This window comes from Rothia sp. HMSC072B04 (genome assembly GCF_001813725.1).
In the GTDB taxonomy this organism is placed as follows: domain Bacteria; phylum Actinomycetota; class Actinomycetes; order Actinomycetales; family Micrococcaceae; genus Rothia; species Rothia mucilaginosa.
Genome location: NZ_KV813788.1, coordinates 38,217 through 57,432, shown reverse-complemented (window position 1 = coordinate 57,432; position 19,216 = coordinate 38,217). Strand labels below are relative to the sequence as shown.

At 58.2% G+C, this 19,216-nt stretch carries 13 protein-coding genes; 7 read left to right on the top strand and 6 right to left on the bottom strand.

The window, feature by feature from the left end; translation table 11 throughout:
* Window positions 1-170: 170 nt before the first annotated feature.
* Both argE and HMPREF2928_RS00975 read right to left on the bottom strand, forming a co-directional pair.
* Window positions 171-1,400, bottom strand: a complete 1,230-nt coding sequence (gene argE, locus HMPREF2928_RS00980; protein WP_070615762.1) for an acetylornithine deacetylase — start codon at window positions 1,398-1,400, stop codon at window positions 171-173.
* A 145-nt stretch (window positions 1,401-1,545) separates the two neighbouring features.
* Entirely contained in the window at window positions 1,546-2,088 is a 543-nt protein-coding gene (locus HMPREF2928_RS00975; protein WP_049338626.1) for a flavin reductase family protein, read from the bottom strand.
* A 395-nt stretch (window positions 2,089-2,483) separates the two neighbouring features.
* Between HMPREF2928_RS00975 and HMPREF2928_RS00970 the strand changes: the two genes are divergently transcribed.
* From HMPREF2928_RS00970 to HMPREF2928_RS00950, 5 genes are all read left to right on the top strand, one after another.
* Window positions 2,484-4,487 (top strand): DUF6541 family protein, encoded by a 2,004-nt coding sequence (locus tag HMPREF2928_RS00970; protein WP_070615764.1) that lies wholly within the window; start codon window positions 2,484-2,486, stop codon window positions 4,485-4,487.
* A gap of 171 nt (window positions 4,488-4,658) precedes the next feature.
* A complete protein-coding gene (locus tag HMPREF2928_RS00965; protein WP_070615766.1) occupies window positions 4,659-5,396 on the top strand; it encodes a glycosyltransferase family 2 protein in 738 nt (245 codons plus the stop codon).
* Complete coding sequence (locus HMPREF2928_RS00960; RefSeq protein ID WP_005507976.1) at window positions 5,397-5,774, top strand: DUF2304 domain-containing protein; 378 nt, start codon at window positions 5,397-5,399, stop codon at window positions 5,772-5,774.
* Window positions 5,775-5,825: 51 nt separating this feature from the next.
* Window positions 5,826-6,701, top strand: coding sequence for a glycosyltransferase family 2 protein (locus HMPREF2928_RS00955; protein ID WP_049352287.1), 876 nt, complete (start codon window positions 5,826-5,828; stop codon window positions 6,699-6,701).
* Between the two features lie 152 nt (window positions 6,702-6,853).
* Window positions 6,854-8,056, top strand: coding sequence for a hypothetical protein (locus HMPREF2928_RS00950; protein WP_246823534.1), 1,203 nt, complete (start codon window positions 6,854-6,856; stop codon window positions 8,054-8,056).
* Window positions 8,057-8,369: 313 nt separating this feature from the next.
* Here the strand turns inward: HMPREF2928_RS00950 and HMPREF2928_RS00945 are convergent, their stop codons facing one another.
* The 3 genes from HMPREF2928_RS00945 to HMPREF2928_RS00940 all read right to left on the bottom strand — a co-directional run bounded on the left by HMPREF2928_RS00945 (window position 8,370) and on the right by HMPREF2928_RS00940 (window position 11,062).
* Window positions 8,370-8,594: a hypothetical protein gene (locus HMPREF2928_RS00945; protein ID WP_005504194.1), complete on the bottom strand. Its 225-nt coding sequence runs from the start codon at window positions 8,592-8,594 to the stop codon at window positions 8,370-8,372.
* A 194-nt stretch (window positions 8,595-8,788) separates the two neighbouring features.
* Window positions 8,789-9,388 carry a DUF7340 domain-containing protein gene (locus HMPREF2928_RS09045; protein WP_141754931.1) on the bottom strand — a complete coding sequence of 200 codons (600 nt, stop codon included), beginning with the start codon at window positions 9,386-9,388 and terminating at the stop codon, window positions 8,789-8,791.
* A 1,023-nt stretch (window positions 9,389-10,411) separates the two neighbouring features.
* Complete coding sequence (locus HMPREF2928_RS00940) at window positions 10,412-11,062, bottom strand: peptidoglycan amidohydrolase family protein (protein ID WP_070687028.1); 651 nt, start codon at window positions 11,060-11,062, stop codon at window positions 10,412-10,414.
* A 396-nt stretch (window positions 11,063-11,458) separates the two neighbouring features.
* Here HMPREF2928_RS00940 and HMPREF2928_RS00935 point away from each other — a divergent pair, with 396 nt between their 5' ends.
* A complete protein-coding gene (locus HMPREF2928_RS00935; protein ID WP_070687026.1) occupies window positions 11,459-12,751 on the top strand; it encodes an MFS transporter in 1,293 nt (430 codons plus the stop codon).
* Between the two features lie 84 nt (window positions 12,752-12,835).
* On the opposite strand, the gene HMPREF2928_RS00930 is transcribed toward HMPREF2928_RS00935, so the two are convergent.
* Window positions 12,836-13,750 (bottom strand): shikimate dehydrogenase, encoded by a 915-nt coding sequence (locus tag HMPREF2928_RS00930; protein ID WP_070605240.1) that lies wholly within the window; start codon window positions 13,748-13,750, stop codon window positions 12,836-12,838.
* A gap of 240 nt (window positions 13,751-13,990) precedes the next feature.
* Between HMPREF2928_RS00930 and HMPREF2928_RS00925 the strand changes: the two genes are divergently transcribed.
* Entirely contained in the window at window positions 13,991-18,880 is a 4,890-nt protein-coding gene (locus HMPREF2928_RS00925) for an NAD-glutamate dehydrogenase (RefSeq protein WP_070687024.1), read from the top strand.
* Window positions 18,881-19,216 lie beyond the last annotated feature (336 nt).

Sequence of the window (19,216 nt, the reverse complement as noted above, 5' to 3'; positions counted from 1 at the left end):
TCACCCCCGCCATCAGCACCCGCCCACACCACTTGCCATCAGCATAAAAATGCCCGGGCACCTCACGGGGTACCCGGGCAGTTTCTGTAATTTTTATGCGGCTCTAACTGCGGCTCTTGCGAACCGCGGTGGACTGGCTGTTACGCCGCTACACGGTTGCTATGTGGCCGCTACTTGGCGCTCGCCCAGTCGAGAATCGCCTCGAAGAAGCGCTCGCATTCACTCAGCTGCTCCAGCTCAATCCACTCGTTCGGGGAGTGCGCCTGGGCAATATCGCCAGGACCGCAAATGATGCTCTGCACGCCGGCGCGCTGGAACTGGCCCGCCTCGGTGCCGTAGGTGACCTTCTGCGGTGCGTCATTGGTGCCCAGCCACTCGTGGGCGAGGTGCACGATGGGTGCGTCGTCCTCGGTACCCAGGCCCGGCACGGCTGCGAGCAGTTCGTGCTTCACACCCACGCGGGAGGTGAGGCTACCGGGCTCTGCACCGGTCAGCTTTTCGGCGCGTGCGGCGCGCGCCTGCAGGTCGGGCAGTATGACCTCCGAAAGTTCGCGGTCAATGCGCTCCACGAAGGATTCGGTGGTCACCTGCGGCAGAGTGCGCACATCGTACTCCACCACAGCCTGCTCGGCGACGATGTTGTACTGCAGGCCGCCGGTTGCCAGGTTCACGCTACCGGTGGAGTGGGGAATGATGAACGACTCGTCGAACGGGCCTTCTTCTTCCCACTGGTCCGCCATGTCGGTGAAGAAGGTGATGAACTCGCCTGCTGCGGCAACCGCGTTCACGCCATGGGTGGCGAGGGAGCCGTGCTTGGGCACGCCGGTGAAGGTGACGCGGCCGCGGTGTGCGCCCTTGTGCGCGTCGATAATGCGCATGCTGGAGGGCTCACCAACAATCGCGTAGTCGGGGGCGAGGTCGCGCGCCACGAACTCCTCGATAAGGGAGGGTGCACCAATGCAACCGATTTCCTCATCGTAGGAGAACGCGAAGTGCAGGGGAGTGCGCAGCTTCGCCTCCGCAACGCGCGGCAACAGCCAGAGCGCCACGGCGAGGAAGCCCTTCATGTCGCACACGCCGCGACCGTAGGCGCGGGTACCCTCCACACGCAGGGTGAAGGGGTCGGCGTCCCACGCCTGACCGGCGACGGGTACGACGTCCGTGTGGCCGGAGAGAATGAGGCCGCCGCGGGTGGTGCCGTCAGCGGCAGGGACGGTGACCAGCAGGTTGGCGCGGGTGCCGTCCTCGTTGTAGGTGCGCACGCCGCTGTAGCCGTAGCGGGAAAATTCGGCTTCGATGAGCTCAATAAGTTCCAGGTTGGAGGTTCCGGAGATAGTGGGGAACGCGATGAGCTTTTCGAGCCAGGGGAGGGATGCGGGCTGGGTGGTCTGAGCCGTCATGACTGTTCCTTCTGTGCTGTGTTGGGTGCGCTGTGTTGCTGTGCGCTGTCATGTGCTGCGTGCGCTTTTATGTTCAGGGTACGCCGCGGGGCGGTATTCGTCGCCTCATTGTCGTCGAATACCGCCCCGTGACCCCTGCGCGGGGTTAGATGCTGTAGTTGTTCACGTTCGAGTGGTCGCCCAGCGCGTGGAAGTTACGCGAGTGGTAGACCAGCGGGGTGCCTTCGCAGTCGTTGCGGATGAACTCTTCAACCTGCGCGGTGAAGACGAGTGCGGGGCCTGCCTCAACGCGGCTGAGCGGGGTTGCGCGCAGTACGCGGCGTACGCCGTGGACGAGGGGCTCGCCGGTGTGGACGAATTCCCAGGTGCTGGGGTCGTCGAAGCGGGGGTAGTCGTGGGTTGCGAAGTTCTTCGCGAGGGTCACATTCTCAGCGTCGAGCATGTGCACGAGGAAGGAGGACGCAGCCGCGATCTTTGCTGCGGAGCCGCTGTTTGCCTTGAGGGAGAAGGCGATAATCGGCGGTTCTGCGGCGACGGAGGTCAGCGAGGAGGCGGTGAAGCCTGCGGGTTCGCCGTTTTCGTCGGTGGCGGTGATGATGGCGACGCCGGCGGGCTGGTGGCCGAAGGCGAGCTTGAACTGCTCGGAGGTGTCGGCGATGGGTGCCTGTGCTGCAATGGTTTCGGTCATGATCGACCCTTTCTTCTGCGGCTGCGTTTAGGGTTCGTCCAGATGTGTATGCGTTGGGCGACCCTTTGTTAAGGGGAGATATGTTTCAGGGTAAAGCTAAAGGGTGGTGAACACCTTATTTATTGCCCTATGTTTCTTAGGTGAACCTTTCGTGACATTGAGCGTGAAATATTACGTCATATTCTTCGCCGTTTGGGGGATGTGCCGGTGGTGTCCCATGGGGTTCCCGGTGAAAAGTTCCGAACGGCGGGTTGCGGGTGCTGTCCCTCTCTCTTCTGCGGGGTTTCGCCGGGTTAAAGAAGCCTCTGGGGTATCCTTGCTAGGTACTCGAAAGCGCGCCGCGCCCCGTATTTGAGGGGTTTTTCGGTGTGTGAACTGTGGGGAGAAGAGGGCTAATGAGCTGGTTGGCAACTATTCCGCTGCTACTTTTTGCGGTCGTGTTGGCTTTCGGTCCCGGCTATGCGATGGGCTGGGCGTTGCGTGTTCCTGCACGTTTGCGCGTTTTTTATGCGCCGCTGTTGACTTTTGCCCTGGTGGCTGTCTCTGCGATTGTGCTGGGTAAGACCGGCATTGCGTGGAGCCTGATTTCTTTTGTGTCGGTCGCTGTCGTGTTGGTGGCTGCGGCTGCTGGTCTCATGTGGCTGGTGGGTCGCCGTTGGCCTGCCCTGGCGTCTGCCTCGTGGCCGGGTAATGATGTTCCTGTGGCGTGGCCGGTGGTGGGTGCTGTTTTAGGCGGATTCCTGGTGCTGCACATGACTGAGGACATGGTCTACGGGCCTGAGGCGTTCTCGCAGAGCCTGGATAACTCATTCCATATGAATGCAATCCGATGGATTCAGGAGCACGGTGACGCGTCGAGCCTGACCCTGGGCGCGGTATCTGCGGCAGACCAGCAACCGGCATTTTACCCGGCGGGTTGGCATGATTTTGTGTCCCTGATTTATAGCACTATGGGTACGAGCATTGCGACTGCCACCATCGTGACCGTGTTACTGGCTGCCGGCATTTTGTGGCCCTGCTCGCTGGTGGCGCTAAGCCTGAGCATCCCGAAGCTGCGTCGCCTGCAGGCGTTGGCAATCCCTGCGCTGACTTGCGGTTTTGCTGCCTTCCCCGGTCTCCTCCTGCGTTGGGGTGTACTCTTCCCGAATCTGCTGGGTTACGCTCTGGTGCCATCATTTGTGGCACTCATGGTATGCCTGGTGCAGGTGATGGTGCGCGGCGAGTACGCAGCTCTGCTTTCCCTGTGTCTTGCCGCCCTGGTGGGTGTCGCGGGTCTAGCGCTTGTGCATCCGAACGCGGTGGTGTCTGCTGTGGTCTTTGCTCTGCCGCTGGTGCTGGCCGGGGTGGCGTGGGTAGTGCGCTCGCGCGAGCTGGCCTCTCGCCAGAAGTGGGTGAGATCCGCTCTACTCGGGCTGGTAATTCTTGGGTGTGTGGGTGCCTGGTGGTTCCTGCGTCCTGGCGCATCTGCCAGCAACACGTGGGAGCCTATGCTCACCGAAGGTGAGGCGCTCTACCAGTTCCTCTTCTTGGGCCTGGAGAACGCCAATCAGTTGAGAGATACGTTCAATCCCTCGTATCTGGCCGGTTTCCTGGCTCTGTGGGGCGCGGGGTACCTGCTGTACAAGCACCGCAACCTGTGGCTGATTGCCAGCTGGGTGCTGATTGGTTACCTATGGATTGTGTCCGCCTCGGTGCCGCGCGGCGAGTTCCGCTTGTTGATGGTTGCTCCCTGGTACACGGATCATTTCCGCTTGGCGGCGCTGGTGGTGTTCCCCTCCGTGCTACTTGCCGGTATCGGTCTGGGTGGCGCCGTGGAGGGTATCTTCGTGCGCATCATGCACGCTATTCCGCGTGAGAAGCACGCGAAGGTTGCCCCGGCAATGATGGGTGCCGCCATGGTGCTGGTGCTCGCGGTTGCGGGCCTATCCTCGCGTGTACCCTCGGTACAGGAGACAACTCTGGCGGTATCGCAGGAATACCGAGTGACCCCGACCTCTGTGGTGCTGAATCAGGACGAGATGAACGTCATTAACGAGATCCCGAAGATCGTGCCGAAGGGCGATGTGATTGTGAACAACCCCTGGGACGGTAGCGCCTATATTTACGCGCTGGCAGATCGTCACCTGACGGGATACCACTTCGAGTTTGAGACCTCACCCAAATACTCGGCGATTATGCACAACCTCAAGGACGCTCGTACAAATCCGGAGGTGTGCCGCGAAGTGAACAAGTACAAGGCCCACTGGTACGTTCACCTGGAGAACCAGTTGAACTTCGGCCCAGACGCACAGAAAAACTACGACGGCCTCGTGGCTGCCATTGGCACGGACGTGCTGACCCCGGTGTACTCCTCGGGTCCGATGACTCTGTATCGCATTAGCGCTTGCGATAATAACTAGTATCTGGCACTTTTGGGCTGCCTGAAGTATTGCGGGGGTGGCATGGAGACTAGGCCACCCCCGCAGTGCTACTTCGAGCGTCATTAAGAGAGTGCTGATAAGATGTAAAACCGGTATGCCTTTGTGCGCATACTAACTTCCGTATGCCATACACACAAGAGATAGCACCGCATGGAATCAGAGACTTTTACGCAGACCCCTCGGCCCCTCATCATTATGCCCGCGTGGAATGAAGAGGAAGTTATTGGGGGCACAATTGAAGAACTTTTCCGCATGATGCCTGAGGTCGACCTGGTAGTCGTCAATGATGGGTCCACCGACCGCACCTCTGAGATTGCGCGCGCTACCGGCGCTTTCGTGATTGATCTTCCCTACAACATGGGTATCGGTGGTGCTTTGCGCACCGGTTACAAGTATGCTCGCCAAGCCGGATATGAATGCGCGATTCAGGTTGATGCTGATGGCCAGCATGACCCGAAGGGTATCCGCACTGTGCTTGCTGGCCTGGAGGATGTCAATATCTCGATCGGTTCCCGCTTTGCTGAGGCGACGAACTATAAGGTTTCTGGTCCGCGTAAGTGGGCGATGGTGGTTCTGGCCCGTATGTTTACGATGATTTCAGGCGAGAAGTTCACCGACGCCACCTCCGGCTTCCGTGCGGCAGACCGCAAGGCGATTGAGCAGTATTGCGAGCATCTGCCTGCTGAGTATCTGGGTGACTGTATCGATGCCTGCGTGATGGCGATTCGTTCTGGCTTGACTGTAAAGCAGGTGCCGGTTGAGATGCGTGAGCGTCAGGGCGGTACTCCTTCTTCAAGCCCGTGGAAGTCTGCGGTGTACCTGGTTCGTTCTTTCTTCTCGTTTGGCATGTCGATGACTCGCCAGAAAACGAATGTGGGGTCTAAGTAAATGAGTGCAAATATTTTCTTCCTTCTCATCGTGGTGGTGATGGAGGTTCTCGTTCTGGCGCAGGTACGCAACCAGAAGATGAAGGAAAAGTACGCCGCACTGTGGCTTATCGTTGGCGTCATCATGATTGTGCTAGCGCTTTTCCCGAAGCTTTTGGATGCCCTCTCGCGTCTGGTGGGTATTGAGACCCCGGTCAACCTGCTGTTCCTACTGGCGATTATTATGCTGATGGGTATTAGCTTGCACTTGACCCTGGCTATCTCGAAGATTACGGATGATATGCGTACCCTCGCTGAAGAAGTTGCGATTATGAAGGCTCTTCAGCGTCAGCCGCAGGGCGCTTCCCGCGCTACGGAGCGAGAGCAGAAGAAGCCCTAAAGCCCCTGATTTTTATACGTTTCTACACGTTTGAGCTTGGAGTAATACCTCATGACCGTTGATATTCTGTTCCCCTACTACGGCGACGTCGCCATGATGAAGCAGGCTGTACTGTCTGTGGTCGGTCAGACCAACCCGGACTGGCGCCTGATTGTTGTCGATGACGGCTACCCGGACGACTCGATTCCTGGCTGGTTCGAGTCGCTGAAGGACGAGCGCATCACCTACATGCGTAATGAAACCAACCTGGGTGCGAACGCGAACTACCGCAAGTGCCTGACCTTCGTGGAGAACGAACTGGTCACCGTCATGGGTGCTGACGACGTCATGCTCCCCAACTACGTGCAGTGGCTCGTGGATGCAGCGGCTAAGCACCCCGAGGCGTCCATTTTCCAGCCCGGCGTGGTCGTGATTGATGAGAACAACGGCCTGTCGAACACTCTGGTGGAGCAGACTAAGGCGTTCTACCGTCCCAAGGGTGAGGCTGTTCTGCAGGGTGAGGAGCTGGCTACCTCCCTGCTGCGCGGCGCGTGGTTCTACTTCCCGTCCCTGGGTTGGCGTAAGGACGCTATCGTGGGCACCGGCTTCCGTGAGGGCCTGAACGTTATCCAGGACATGGCGCTGATTCTCGACATTACGATGCGCGGCGGCTCCCTGTACTACGACCCGCAGATTGCGTTCATGTACCGCCGTCACGGTGGTTCTGACTCGTCTTGGCGCGCCCTTGAGGGTACCCGCTTTGAGGAGGAGCGCCGCTACTACAACACCATGGTTGAAGAGATGACTGCCCTGGGTTGGACGAAGGCTGCCCGCGTGGCTCGTATTCGCTTCTCTTCGCGTGCTCACGCGCTGACTCTGCTACCGAAGGCGGCTCTGGCGAAGAAGTGGCAGGGTGTTAAGAACCTTGCCGAGCACGTCGTAAAGTAAAGACTTCAATTCTATAGGTGCGACCAGTAGAGAACGGAGATAGCGTGGAATCATCGGCAGAGTCCCAGCCGAAGAAAATGACTCGTGGTCATTCGATGGCAATTTTGGGATCGTCCGGTTTAGCTGCACTATCTTCTCTAGGAATTACCGTTGTGGTGAAACGGTTTCTGGAGGGCGAAAGCCTGACGGAGTTCCTTCTCTTCTGGTCGCTTCTTTTTGCCCTCTACGGTGTGGTGGTAGGTATCCAGCAGGAAGCTACCCGCGCTGTGGGTACTGCACGCCGCGACGGTAAAACTGGTGCACGTATTGCACCCGTGGGTGCTCTAGTGGGTCTTGTTGTGGGCGGGTTGACCTTAGCGACGAGCCCTCTGTGGGCTCCTGCCCAGATTCCTTTGAGTGGGTTTAGCGGTGTGCTGCTCCTGAGTGCCGGTGTGGCCCTCTACGCCATGCACATGACTCTCTATGGTGCGTCTGCTGGCCAGGAAAGCTGGTACCTCTTCGCGAGTGTGTCGGGGTTCGACGCTATTTGGCGTATCGTAGCTATCTGTGCGGTCGGTCTGGTCTCTGCACATCTCATCGGTCTTGAAGCCGCAGCGGTTTCTCCGGTACTTCTGTGGCTGCTGATGGTGCTTCTGCTTCCAGAAGCTCGGCGAGTTTTTAGCTCTCGTGCGGATGTTTCCTCGGGCCGTCTGCTGTATAACTACACGCTGTCGATGGGGTCGTCGACTGCTAACGCGGTTCTTATGATGGGCTTGCCGCTTCTGCTGAACGTTAGCATCGATTCAAACGACCCGCTACAGCAGGTTATTTTGGCGGTTCTGATTCTGGCGATTTCGATTACGCGCTCGCCGATTATGATTCCTTTGCAGGCTTTTCAGGGCGTGGCGGTGTCTGCTTTCTTGAAGCAACAGAACCATCCGTTGCGTGCTTTTGCGAAGCCTGCTGGTGCGCTGTTGGGCGTGGGTTTTGTGGGCGCTGCGGCGGCTTATGTGCTGGGCCCGTGGCTGTTTGGTCTACTTTACCCGCCGAAGCCTTCAGAGGTTGGAGCATACGCTCAGGTGGTGACTTCTCCGGTGCTTGCGCTTTTGGTGTTTGCTTCTGCTTTCCTGGCGCTTCTGGTGTTGTCGGGGTCGCTGGTGATTGCGTTGAATATGCACCGGTCGTATGTGGCTGGTTGGGCGCTGGCGGCTGTAGTTGCTTGTGTGGTGGCGGTGTCGCCGTTGCCTCTTCTGACTCGCACTCTTCTTGCCCTGTATGTGGGTCCGATTCTTGGCCTGCTAGTACATTTGGGTGCGATGGTGTGGCAGGCGCGTTCTGTGTCGAATAGCGGCAATGCTGAGCTGGAGAATATTTAATAAATGATGAGGGGTTGAGCAAACGAGTAGTTATGCTCAACCCCTCATTTCTAGTAGAGTGAAGAACCTCTAGGTCTCCGGGTTATACAAAGTAACCTTATGCTGTGGTGAATCGGCTGGATGCTTCATCCGTCGCGTAGGAGGGCATCTACTGTGGTCAGTATTCACCCATGCCATCCACAACCCCCAAAGGGCTATCGCGAGACCAGCCCACACACTAGCCTGCTCCTGCGATAGAATGCCGTAGGTTTGTAGAACAGCAGTGGCTGCTGGAATCACTGCATAGAGTTGCTTACGCCACCCCGGACGATGCCTAAGCACGACGCTTCGACTTCACAAGGTTCTCCAAATCTGCAATTTGCTTGTGAAGACGTAGCATATTCTCATCGAACCATTCCACGATAGCTCGAGTGCTGACTTTTGCCTGGCCGAAGCGCTGTACGGCAGGGTCGCCTTCACGCACAAAAGGCGCATCATACACATCAGTCAGAGCTCGATGAGCTGCCTGGTATGCAGTATTTTCAGAAATAGGTGCCATGATAATCTCCTTGGCGGTTGGGCAGCTATGATAGCTGCGGTTTAACAGAAAACCCCGCCAGGATAAACCTGACGGGGTGAACTACAGCAGATAAAGAACAGCTTCCTGCGGTAGCTTTATCTGCCTGGGAAAATGATGTAATCCTACTGGAACGGTTACCTATTTTCACAGGCAGAAGTTTAATACGGACGGTATCAGTCCTGGCTATGAAGTAATAGGGCTAAGGCCTTCATACCTTCTAACCCTTCCCACATAGCAGAGCAAGAACGACAAGATGCCCTTTCAGCGGTGTAATACAGTGCAGATCGGCGTATTGATGTTGAGCCGTCGCAGCTTGTTTTCATGACTTCCTGCTCCCCGCAGTTAGGACAAAATCCCTGCAAATCATGACTGGGATGGCGCAACGCGACGATGGCCCGAATCCAACTGGTCGTCGTTGCTAACGCCTCATCATGAAGCTCCTGATGTAGGTGATTGCGAATCCACGCAGAAACCTGATTTTTTAGCGGTGCACCTGGGAATGAGGACATTACAACGGAACGAATAGACTCTTGAATTTCTAATGCATTAGCAGAAATAGGTATACGACATCCAAAACGGCTGGTGCTGGATGCTCCTCCGGTACGTGAACCACCGGCTACATAATCTGCCAGCTCATCCAGTAATGCCTGATGGCGTGGAATACGGAACTTTGTGCGATGTAGACACTGACGGTCTGCGTCCTTCACTGGCGTGCCCACAGTTAGAGCGATTAGATGCTGCTGCAGTTGCTCGCCAGACGAAATGGTAGCCATATGATGTAGCCTCTCTGCTAAATGAGTGAATTATTGATATCCGCTACAGTGCGGAAGGTGTGTGAACCATAGTGTTGGCTCTACAAAGGGTTGCTCTGCTTCTGCTTCTTGGCAGGGAAGTTGAAGCATGTGACAGGCGTTTTCTCCGTGCGCGTAGGAATGATGCTAAACCAGCATCATGAACGGCCCATTCATCCTGTCCGCTCTTCTTGCCGATTGGAGCTTCAGTATCCTGGTGCGCATTCTGTTGCTTCATTTGCCGGTAGTGCTTGCGGCATAAGGGATGCCCGGCATGTCGAGAATCCGCATCTATTGGTTTCTCGCAACGCGTGCAATGAGAAAGCGCAAGAAAAAGAACCGGATTTGCTCGCGAAGGGTAAATTCGCTGCTTTGAAGTTCGTCGAGCTCGAGGGTTGACAGGAAGATAGACCCGCGGTGAATCAAGAGGTACGGTACCCTCTGGTGCGTGGATACATGCACGGCAGATGGAATATATGGGATTCCACTGATTCTCTATTGCGATGCGTTGTCCGTAATTTTCAGGTTGGATACTACTGGCTGGAAGAGAGATGCCAGCGGTTCTCCAACATCTAGGACAAATAGGTTGTCCCGATGATATGCGGGGATTCTTGTGGAGGCGTATCGCCCTATGCCGTGCTTGGCATGTGCGGCAACCAGCACGATATGTGTCTGTCGGCTCGTGGCATCCTTTGCATAGCCGGGATGGGTACTTCATGAGTCCTCCTTGGAATCAAGACCTAGCAGAAGATTAATCCGATGTTTATAAAAGACGTAAATTGGCTTTTAATATTCATCGAGGGGGGGGGAACATTTAATAAATATTTTTTGTATTTAATTGAAATTCAACTCTTAGAAGTTTATTTTTACTAAAATGATTCACAAAGTGAAAGTATGCTGGTGGTTGAGTGTGTTATATATGAGAATTTAACTTGTTTTGGGTAGGGTCCATGGACCCTACCCAAAACAAGTTTTGATAGTTATATATCTATGAGGCTCTATGCATTAGAGAGCTCGGATTGCATTCTCCAGCTCCTTCAGGCTGGTCTCCAGGCGGATCATAGAAGTATCAAACCAATAAACTACGGCACGTAGGCCAATGGTTGAATTACCGTATCGCGCTTTAGCGAGGTCGCCCTGGCGAACAAAAGGCTCATCAAAAATTGCATTCATTGCATTCTTAACTGCTCGATAGATAACCTCTTCTTCGTTTACTTCTGCCGGGGGACGATAAATCGTGATTGCGGGACCACCGTTGTACGACCAAATCGTGTCGTGTGGATTGATGGAAATACCATTATGGCCAGCGTTGCAGTGGATAATCGTGTCGTGGTCATCATAGAAAATGCCAGTATGACCGGCAGCGCCATAACTCTGTCCGCGCTTACCCCAAATAAACACGTCGCCACGTCGTGCCGGGTAATTACCCGATGCATCCGGTCGAACCTGAGTCCAACCGTACTTCTCCAAATCATTAAACAGAGACTCTGTACTACCAAGTCCCGTACTCTTCGGAAGAAGTCCCGCCTCATGTAGGGCCGAATAGACAGCCGAAGAACAATCGTAAGAATGCGGGCCAGTTCGATAATTCATCGAATAGGTCACCTTGCCCTTACGCTGCTCCATCCATGCAATCGCCTGATCAATCTTGGACATAATAAAATCCTTTCGGAAAGGCAGTAGCCCCGAACTATGAACCTCCCGGGAAGTCTATAGTTCGGGGCTACCGCAAATGAATTGGACACTAAAAACGCCGACCAGCTTTATCTTGGTCGGCATGACTGCTCGGTAGGCACACTCCTGCCGAGGTGATATTCACTTTACGTGAGTTGGGATGCGAAAGTCCTGTCGCGTATTTTTGAAATTACAAATTTCTTTATTGTTCACTCGGTCTCCATGTTTCTACCTACTTCAAACCTTGGGAACTTAGGTAACCCTATGGAAAACAGGTGGTGTGCTCCCTACACTGGAAGGGCACATTGACAGACCGCACGGGCCGCCCACACCAAGGCCCCGCCCCTCCCAACGGGTATAGCACCGAAGGAGCCACCCATGAGCCGACGCACCGACGCGCCCGCCCGATCACCACGACGAGCCGCCCTCGCCAGCTGGATAGGCTCCGCCCTCGAATACTACGACTTCGCCGTCTACGGCACCGCCGCGGCAATCGTGCTCAACCGCATTTTCTTCCCCGAAGACACCCCCGCCATTGGCATCCTCAAGTCCATGGTGGTTGTGGGTGTCGCCTACGTTGTGCGCCCCTTTGGCGCCATGATCGTTGGCCCCCTCGGAGACCGCTACGGCCGCCGGTTCGTCCTCATGCTCACGCTCTTCCTGATGGGCTTTGCCACCTTCGCAATCGGTTGCCTGCCGACCTACAGCGAGGCGGGTATCCTCGCCCCCACCCTGCTGGTCATCTGCCGCATGATTCAGGGCCTCTCCGCCGCCGGTGAGCAGGCAAGCTCCATCTCTATCTCTCTGGAGCACGCCAACGAGCATCAGCGCGCCTTCACGACCAGCTGGACCCTGCAAGGCACCCAGTTCGGCTCGCTACTGGCAACCGCCGTGTTCATTCCCTTCGCCGCCCTGCCGGATGAGCACCTGCTCAGCTGGGGCTGGCGCGTACCCTTCTGGCTCTCCGCCTTCGTGGTGGTGACCGCCTGGCTGATTCGCCGCACCCTCTCCGAGCCGCCCGCCTACCTGCAGCGTGAAAAGCTCACCGAATCCCCGCTCATGCTGGTCTTCAAGCACCACAAGCGCGCCGTGCTCACCATCGCCGTGTGCGCCATGGTCAACACCGTGAACATGGTCTTCACGACCTTCGCGCTTTCCTTCGCCACCAAGGGTTACGGCCTTGACCGCAGCACCATGCTGTTGGTGCCGGTCGCCTCCAACACCCTCGGCCTGATTGCGATTCCGCTCGCCGCCATGCTTGCCGACCGGATCGGTCGTAAGCCCGTGTTCATTACCGGTGCGGTTGCATCGTCCCTGGTGATGTTCCCGTACCTCGGCGCGATTACCGAGGGCAACTGGGTGGGTATCTTCACCTACGGCGTGCTCATGCACGGTGCGCTGTACTCCATGGCGAACGGCGTGTGGCCCGCCTTCTATGCGGAGATGTTCCCGACCCGCGTGCGCGTGACCGGCCTGGCGCTGGGTACCCAGATTGGCTTCGCAATTTCTGGAGGCGTGGCGCCCGCCGTGGCGACGAGCCTCGCCGGTGCCGACCTGCATAACGCGGTGCTGCCCGCCATGTTCACGGTTGCCATGTGTGTGCTCGTGGCGTTGGGTGCGCTGACGGCTCGTGAAGGGTACAAGAAGTCCCTGGCTGAGCTGGATGCATAGCCTACAGAATATATTCCGAATATAGAATAAATACAGGTGGGGTTGGATATTTAACTATCCAGCCCCACCTGCGTGTTTAACCTTCTAAGCCCCCTGCTGAGCTGCAATCAGCGCCTCAAAATGCGCCGCCATACGCTCAGCGTTCGGTTCCAATCCGGTGAAGAGACGGAACGCATCCACCGCCTGACCCACCGCCATGTAGCCGCCCGTCAGCACCTCGCATCCGGCGGCACGCGCCGCGCGCACCAGCTGCGTCTGTTGCGGCAGGTAGATGACATCCGCAACCCACAGGCCCTCGCGCAACACCCCGGCACTCAGTGCCGACTCGCTCAACGGCATACCCGGATGCACGTGCATGCCCACCGGGGTTGCGTTCACCAAACCCTGAGCCTCCAGTAGAGCTTCAATCAAGCGCTCATTGTCGCTCAGCACCTCGATTCGGGTCTGCGGGAAGAGCCCACCCAGCTGCTCCGCAAGCCCCTGCGCCTTCGCCGCGTCACGCTCAAAGAGACTCAGGCGGCGCACCCCCAGGCGGCACAGGGCGTACGCCGTGGCGCTACCGGCACCGCCAGCACCCAGCTGCACCACGTGCTCCAGGCGCGCCGGATTCTCCGCAACCTGCGGCAGGCCGCGCTTGAGGCCCGCAATGAACCCGGAGTAGTCCGTGTTATCGCCGTAGAAGCTGCCGTCCTCGCCAATCACCACGCAATTGACCGCGCCCAGGGCGCGTGCCGCATCCGAAAGCTCGTGCAGGTGCTCCATGACCGACTGCTTGCACGGGTGCGTGATGTTGAAAGCGTTAAAGCCGAGCAGTGCCGCCGCATCCAGAAGCGCCGGTGCGGAGGCGCCATCCAGGTTCAGGGCGTCCAGGTCGACGGGGCGGTACAGGTAGCGCACCCCGTGCGCGTCCGCCTCTGCCTCGTGCATGGGAGGGGTCAGGGAGGAGGTGATGCCGTCACCAATGAGGCCCACTAGGAAAGATTCAGTACGCAAACTCATAGTTTCACTGTACGTGTCCGCCTCGTAAGATGCACCTACTTTCTTGAACCCGTACCAAATGCGCGCTGGAGTTGGGAAGAAGATAAAAATAATTTCTACGCCCACAAGAGCGATATGTCTGACAGAAACACCTCGAAGGTATAAGCTTGGTATAAGTGCTCGCGCGCCACGGCGCGCACATGAGACCACACAGACACCGTCACAGTGAAGTGATACCGATATTCGGAGGATAGATTGTCAATGACTGACAAGGCTATGGCACACTTCGCTGGCGCCGATGCATGGGTCGAGCAGTATTTCCTGAACAGCCCCGAAGATGAGCGTGAAGAGTTCACCCCGGCAGAGTTAGAGGATTTGGCTCGCACCCACCGTGCGCTGGCTCAAATCCGCCTGCCTAAGACCGCTGTCGTTGCCGCACGCAACGACGAGTACAACACCACCCTGTACGTCGCGACCGACGACATGCCGCACATCGTCAGCTCCCTGACCGCATGCCTTGCCACGCACTTTGGTGGTTTCGTCACCATTCTTCACCCCACCTTCCTCGCTGAACGCGGCCCGGACGGTACCCTTTTGAGCCTGCGCGGCACCGGCATGCGTGGCAACCTTGCCAGTGGCGATACCGCCACTCTTGGCGTGCCCTCTCTGAAGCTCAGCGAGAACGCCCCGGCGGGTACCACTGTCGCTATTGAATCCTGGATTGCGGTTCGCCTGACCCGCTACCTCACTGAGGAAGAGCAGCGCCGCTGCGAGAAGGAAGTTGAACGCGTCCTCGCTGACGTTCGCGCCTGCCACGCCGACCTGGATGCCATGGTCACCCGCGTTTTCGACCTGGCGCAGTCCATGTACGACCTGCGCGGCGCAACCCTGGGTCACGGCGAGGAATCCTACGCCGCCAACCCGCGCGGTGTGGAGCCTGCCTCCCGTGTGGAGGTGGCACAGGACTTCCTGCGCTGGCTGACCCGCGGCAACTTCGTGTTCATGGGCGTTAAGGAGCGCGTGCTGGACGGCACCTCCGGCGCTATTTCTCTGGTGGACCGCCCCGGTTCGGCGCTCGGTATTCTGCGCACTACGGAGGGTAAGAGCCGCATCCCCCTTTCGGGCGAGACCCTGGAGCGTGCCCTGTTCCCGCGCCCCCTGTACATCACGAAGGCGAATTCCCGCTCCACCGTCGCACGGAACGACTACCTGGACTACATTGGTGTGCGCCGCTTCGACCTGAATGGCCGCGTGATTGGTGAGTACGTCATTCTGGGTCTGTTCACCCGTCAGTCGTACGCACTGCCCGCTATTGAGACTCCGCTGGTGCGTGAGCGTATCGCGATGGTGCGCCGCCGCCTCGGCTACCACCCCGGTTCTTACTCTGACAAGGCGCTTCTGGGTGCCTTGGAAGATTACCCGCGCCTGGAGCTGTTGCACGCTTCCGCTAATGACCTGACCGATACGTTCGGCGGCATCATGGGCCTGGAGGAGCGCCGCAAGACCCGCCTGTTCCTGCGCGCCGACCAGTTCAACCGGTTTATTTCCGCCGTGGTGTACCTGCCTCGGGATCGTTACAACACGAACGTGTGCTCCCGTATTCAGCGGGTGTTCCAACAGGAATTTGATTTTAGTGCCATCGACCATGAGGTGTACCTGTCCTCCTCATCGCTGGCGCGTCTATTTTTCCGCATTCGGCTCACCAACCCCAATGATGTGCCGAAGACGGATCATCAAGCTCTCGAAAAGCGACTGCAAGAAGCCGCCCGCTCCTGGGTGGAAGCAACCGCAGCTGCTATTGAGGCATGGAAACCCGGAGCGGCAGGCCGCCGACTCGCATCAGCCTGGGCAGATGCGACTAGTGCAGCCTACCGAGCCGATTACACAGTAGAACAAGCAATCGAGGATATCGTGATTCTTGAATCTCTCTCGGGCCAGAAGCCCGCCGCAATCAAGGTTGAAGCCGGCGAAGCCAACACCACCCGACTGAAGACCTACCTGTCCGCACCTCACACCCTCACCGAGCTGCTGCCGGTTATGCAGAATATGGGTCTGGTCGTTGTTGATCAGAAGCCTTACGAGTTCAAGCCTGAGGATGGCGAAGACTACGGCTACCTCTACGACTTTGGGGTTCAGTTCCCCGAGGGCGTGGATGCAAACGCTGTGGCTTCCCTTTACGAGGATGCCCTGAACGCCTACCTGCTCGGTGAGCGCGAGTCCGATACCCTGGACCGCCTGATCCTGGCTGAGGGCCTGACCTGGCAGGAAGTACGTCTGTTCCGTGCCCTGAACCACTACCTGATTCAGCTGGGCCTGGGCTACACCCCGTCCTTCATGTCGAACACCCTGCTCGCAAACCCGGCCATCACCAAGCACCTGGTCGAGTTCTTCGAGGTCAGCTTCGACCCGAACAACGGTCTCAACGATGAGCAGCGCAACGCACGCCGTGACGAAATCGAAGCAGCCCTGGTTGAGGAACTGAACCAGATTCCCACCCTGGACGCTGACCGCTACCTGCGTTCCCTCGGCAAGGTCATCCGCGCTATCCTGCGCACCAACGCATACCTTGCTGACCGCCCCGCACTCGCGTTCAAGGTGGCACCGCAGGAGATCGACTTCGCACCCCTGCCCCGCCCCAAGTTCGAGATTTTCGTCTACTCCCCGCGCGTTGAGGGTGTTCACCTGCGCTTCGGTAGCGTCGCACGTGGTGGCCTGCGCTGGTCGGACCGCCGTGACGACTTCCGCACCGAGGTTCTGGGCCTGGTCAAGGCACAGATGGTGAAGAACGCCGTCATTATCCCCACCGGCGCGAAGGGTGGCTTCTACCCCAAGCAGCTGCCCGACCCCGCAGTGGATCGTGACGCATGGATCACCGAGGGCCGCGAGTCCTACAAGGTCTTCATCGGCTCCCTGCTGGACGTTACCGACAACCTCGCAGTTGGCACCGACGGCTCCGAGACCGTTGTCCGCCCCGAAGGTGTTGTAGCACGCGACGCTGACGACTACTACCTGGTGGTTGCAGCGGATAAGGGCACCGCAGCATTCTCCGACACCGCAAACGCAATCAGCCTGGAGCGCGGCTTCTGGCTGGGCGACGCCTTCGCATCCGGCGGCTCCGTCGGTTACGACCACAAGGCTATGGGCATCACCGCACGTGGTGCATGGGAGTCCGTCAAGCGTCACTTCGCTGAGCTCGGCCACGACGCTCAGACCGAAGAGTTCACCGCAGTCGGCATTGGCGACATGTCCGGTGACGTGTTCGGTAACGGTCTGCTCCGCTCCAAGGCAACCCGCCTGGTCGCAGCATTCGACCACCGCGACATCTTCCTGGACCCGAACCCGAACGCGGCAGTGTCCTTCGACGAGCGTCAGCGCCTGTACAACCTGCCCCGTTCCTCCTGGCAGGACTACAACCGCGACCTGATTTCCGCCGGTGGTGGCGTGTACTCTCGCGGTCTGAAGTCCATCGAGATCACCCCCGAGGTGCGCGAGGTTCTGGGCCTGGATGAGTCCGTCACCGAGCTGGCACCGACCGAGCTGATTTCCGCAATCCTCAAGGCACCGGTCGACCTGATCTACAACGGCGGTATCGGTACCTACGTGAAGGCATCCACCGAGACCAACGCACAGGTGGGCGACAAGGCTAACGACGCACTGCGCGTCAACGGCAAGGATCTGCGCGCCAAGATTGTTGGCGAGGGTGGTAACCTCGGCTTCACCCAGCTGGGTCGTATCGAGGCTGCGCTCAACGGCGTCATCCTCAACACCGACGCAATCGACAACTCCGCAGGTGTGGAAACCAGTGACCGCGAGGTCAACATCAAGATTCTGGTGGACCGCCTCGTGGCACACGGCGAGCTGCCCGTTGAAGAGCGTGCTTCCTTCATCGAGTCCCTGCAGGATGAGGTCGGCGGCAAGGTCCTCGAGACCAACGTTGAGCAGAATGTGCTGCTGCAGGGTGAGTTCCACGGTTCCTTCCTGGGCATCAACCTGTACAAGCGCCTCATGCGCGACCTGGAAGAGCGCGCCGGCCTGAACCGCGCCGTTGAGTTCCTGCCCACCGACGAGGAGCTGGATGCACGCCTGGAGAACACTGGTGACCGCCTGACCCGCCCCGAGCTGTCCGTTCTGGCTGCGTACGTGAAGATTTACCTCACCCACGCACTGGAGCAGACCGACTTCGCGGAGGACCCCTACCTGGAAGGCGTTCTGCGCAGCTACTTCCCGGCAGCACTGGTTGAGCGTTTCGGTCAGCACCTGGACTCGCACCCGCTGCGTAAGGAAATCATCTGCACCCGCGTCGCTAACGAGCTGGTCAACATCGGCGGTATCACCTTCGCATACCGCGTGATGGAGGAGTTCAACGTCGGTATCGATTCCGTCGCACGCGCCTTCATCGTCGCTCGCGAGCTCTTCGAGCTGGGCACCGCAGCTAAGCTGCACCGCGAACTGCCCCCGAAGACCCCGCTGGATGCATGGTTCACCGTTCTGCGCGACAACCAGCGCGTTCTGGACCGTGCAGTCCGCTGGTTCATCACCGAGCGTGGCGTGGTTGCTGGCACCAGCATCTCTGAGCTGCTGGAGATCTTCGGTTCCGTCGTCGAGATGCGTCGTAACCTGCCCGAGTACCTCTCCGGCAGCTCCCGCGACCGTGTTCGTGCAAAGCGCGACGCAGGCGAGGCATGGGGCCTGCCCGAGGACCTCATCGTCATCTGGATTCGCGGCTTCGAGGGCTACGCCCTGCTGGACGTTATCCGTGCGGCACGCGACCACGACTTCGAGGCAACCTCGCTGGCACCGGTCTACTTCGCAACCTACAACCGCTTCACCGTGGACGAGCTGCTCGGCCTCATCTCCGACCTGCCTCGCAACGACCGCTGGGAGATCCTGGCACGTCAGGCACTGCGCGGCAGCCTCTACGAGACTGCAGCAGAGCTGGCACTGTCCGTGGCAGAGGGCGCCAAGGGCGACTTCTCCACTGTGGAAGGTGCACAGCAGGCTCTGGACACCTGGGTTGAGGAGCACCCGACCCGCGTCGGCAACATCGACCGCGTCCTGCAGGAGATTCGCGAAGCTGCTCCCGACGCATCCGGTCACCCGCGCTTGGCTGTAGTGTCTGTGGCACTGCGTACTCTCTCGAGCGCATCCTAATCAGCTAAGACCCTTACGGGTCGCCGCATAGAGCATCCCGGTTCCCTCCAATCGGAGGGGCCGGGATGCTTTTGCACAGGGGGAGTTTGTACAGGGGGAGGGATACCGCAAAATCTATGCAGAAAACCCCCTCTGACAAGGAACGATACGTTTTTACACTAAATGTAGTGTGGAAATGTGTCTTAAATCCCTTCAAATATCAAGTAGAGGGTTAAGGAAACCAAAGGTTTTAGTTGATATATGCCGTATATTGATTCACGGCGGCATCAGCGCAAGCCATGGGGACCCGGCACTTCTCGGTACGACGACTCTTTCCCCTGGCGCGTCACACGGTGC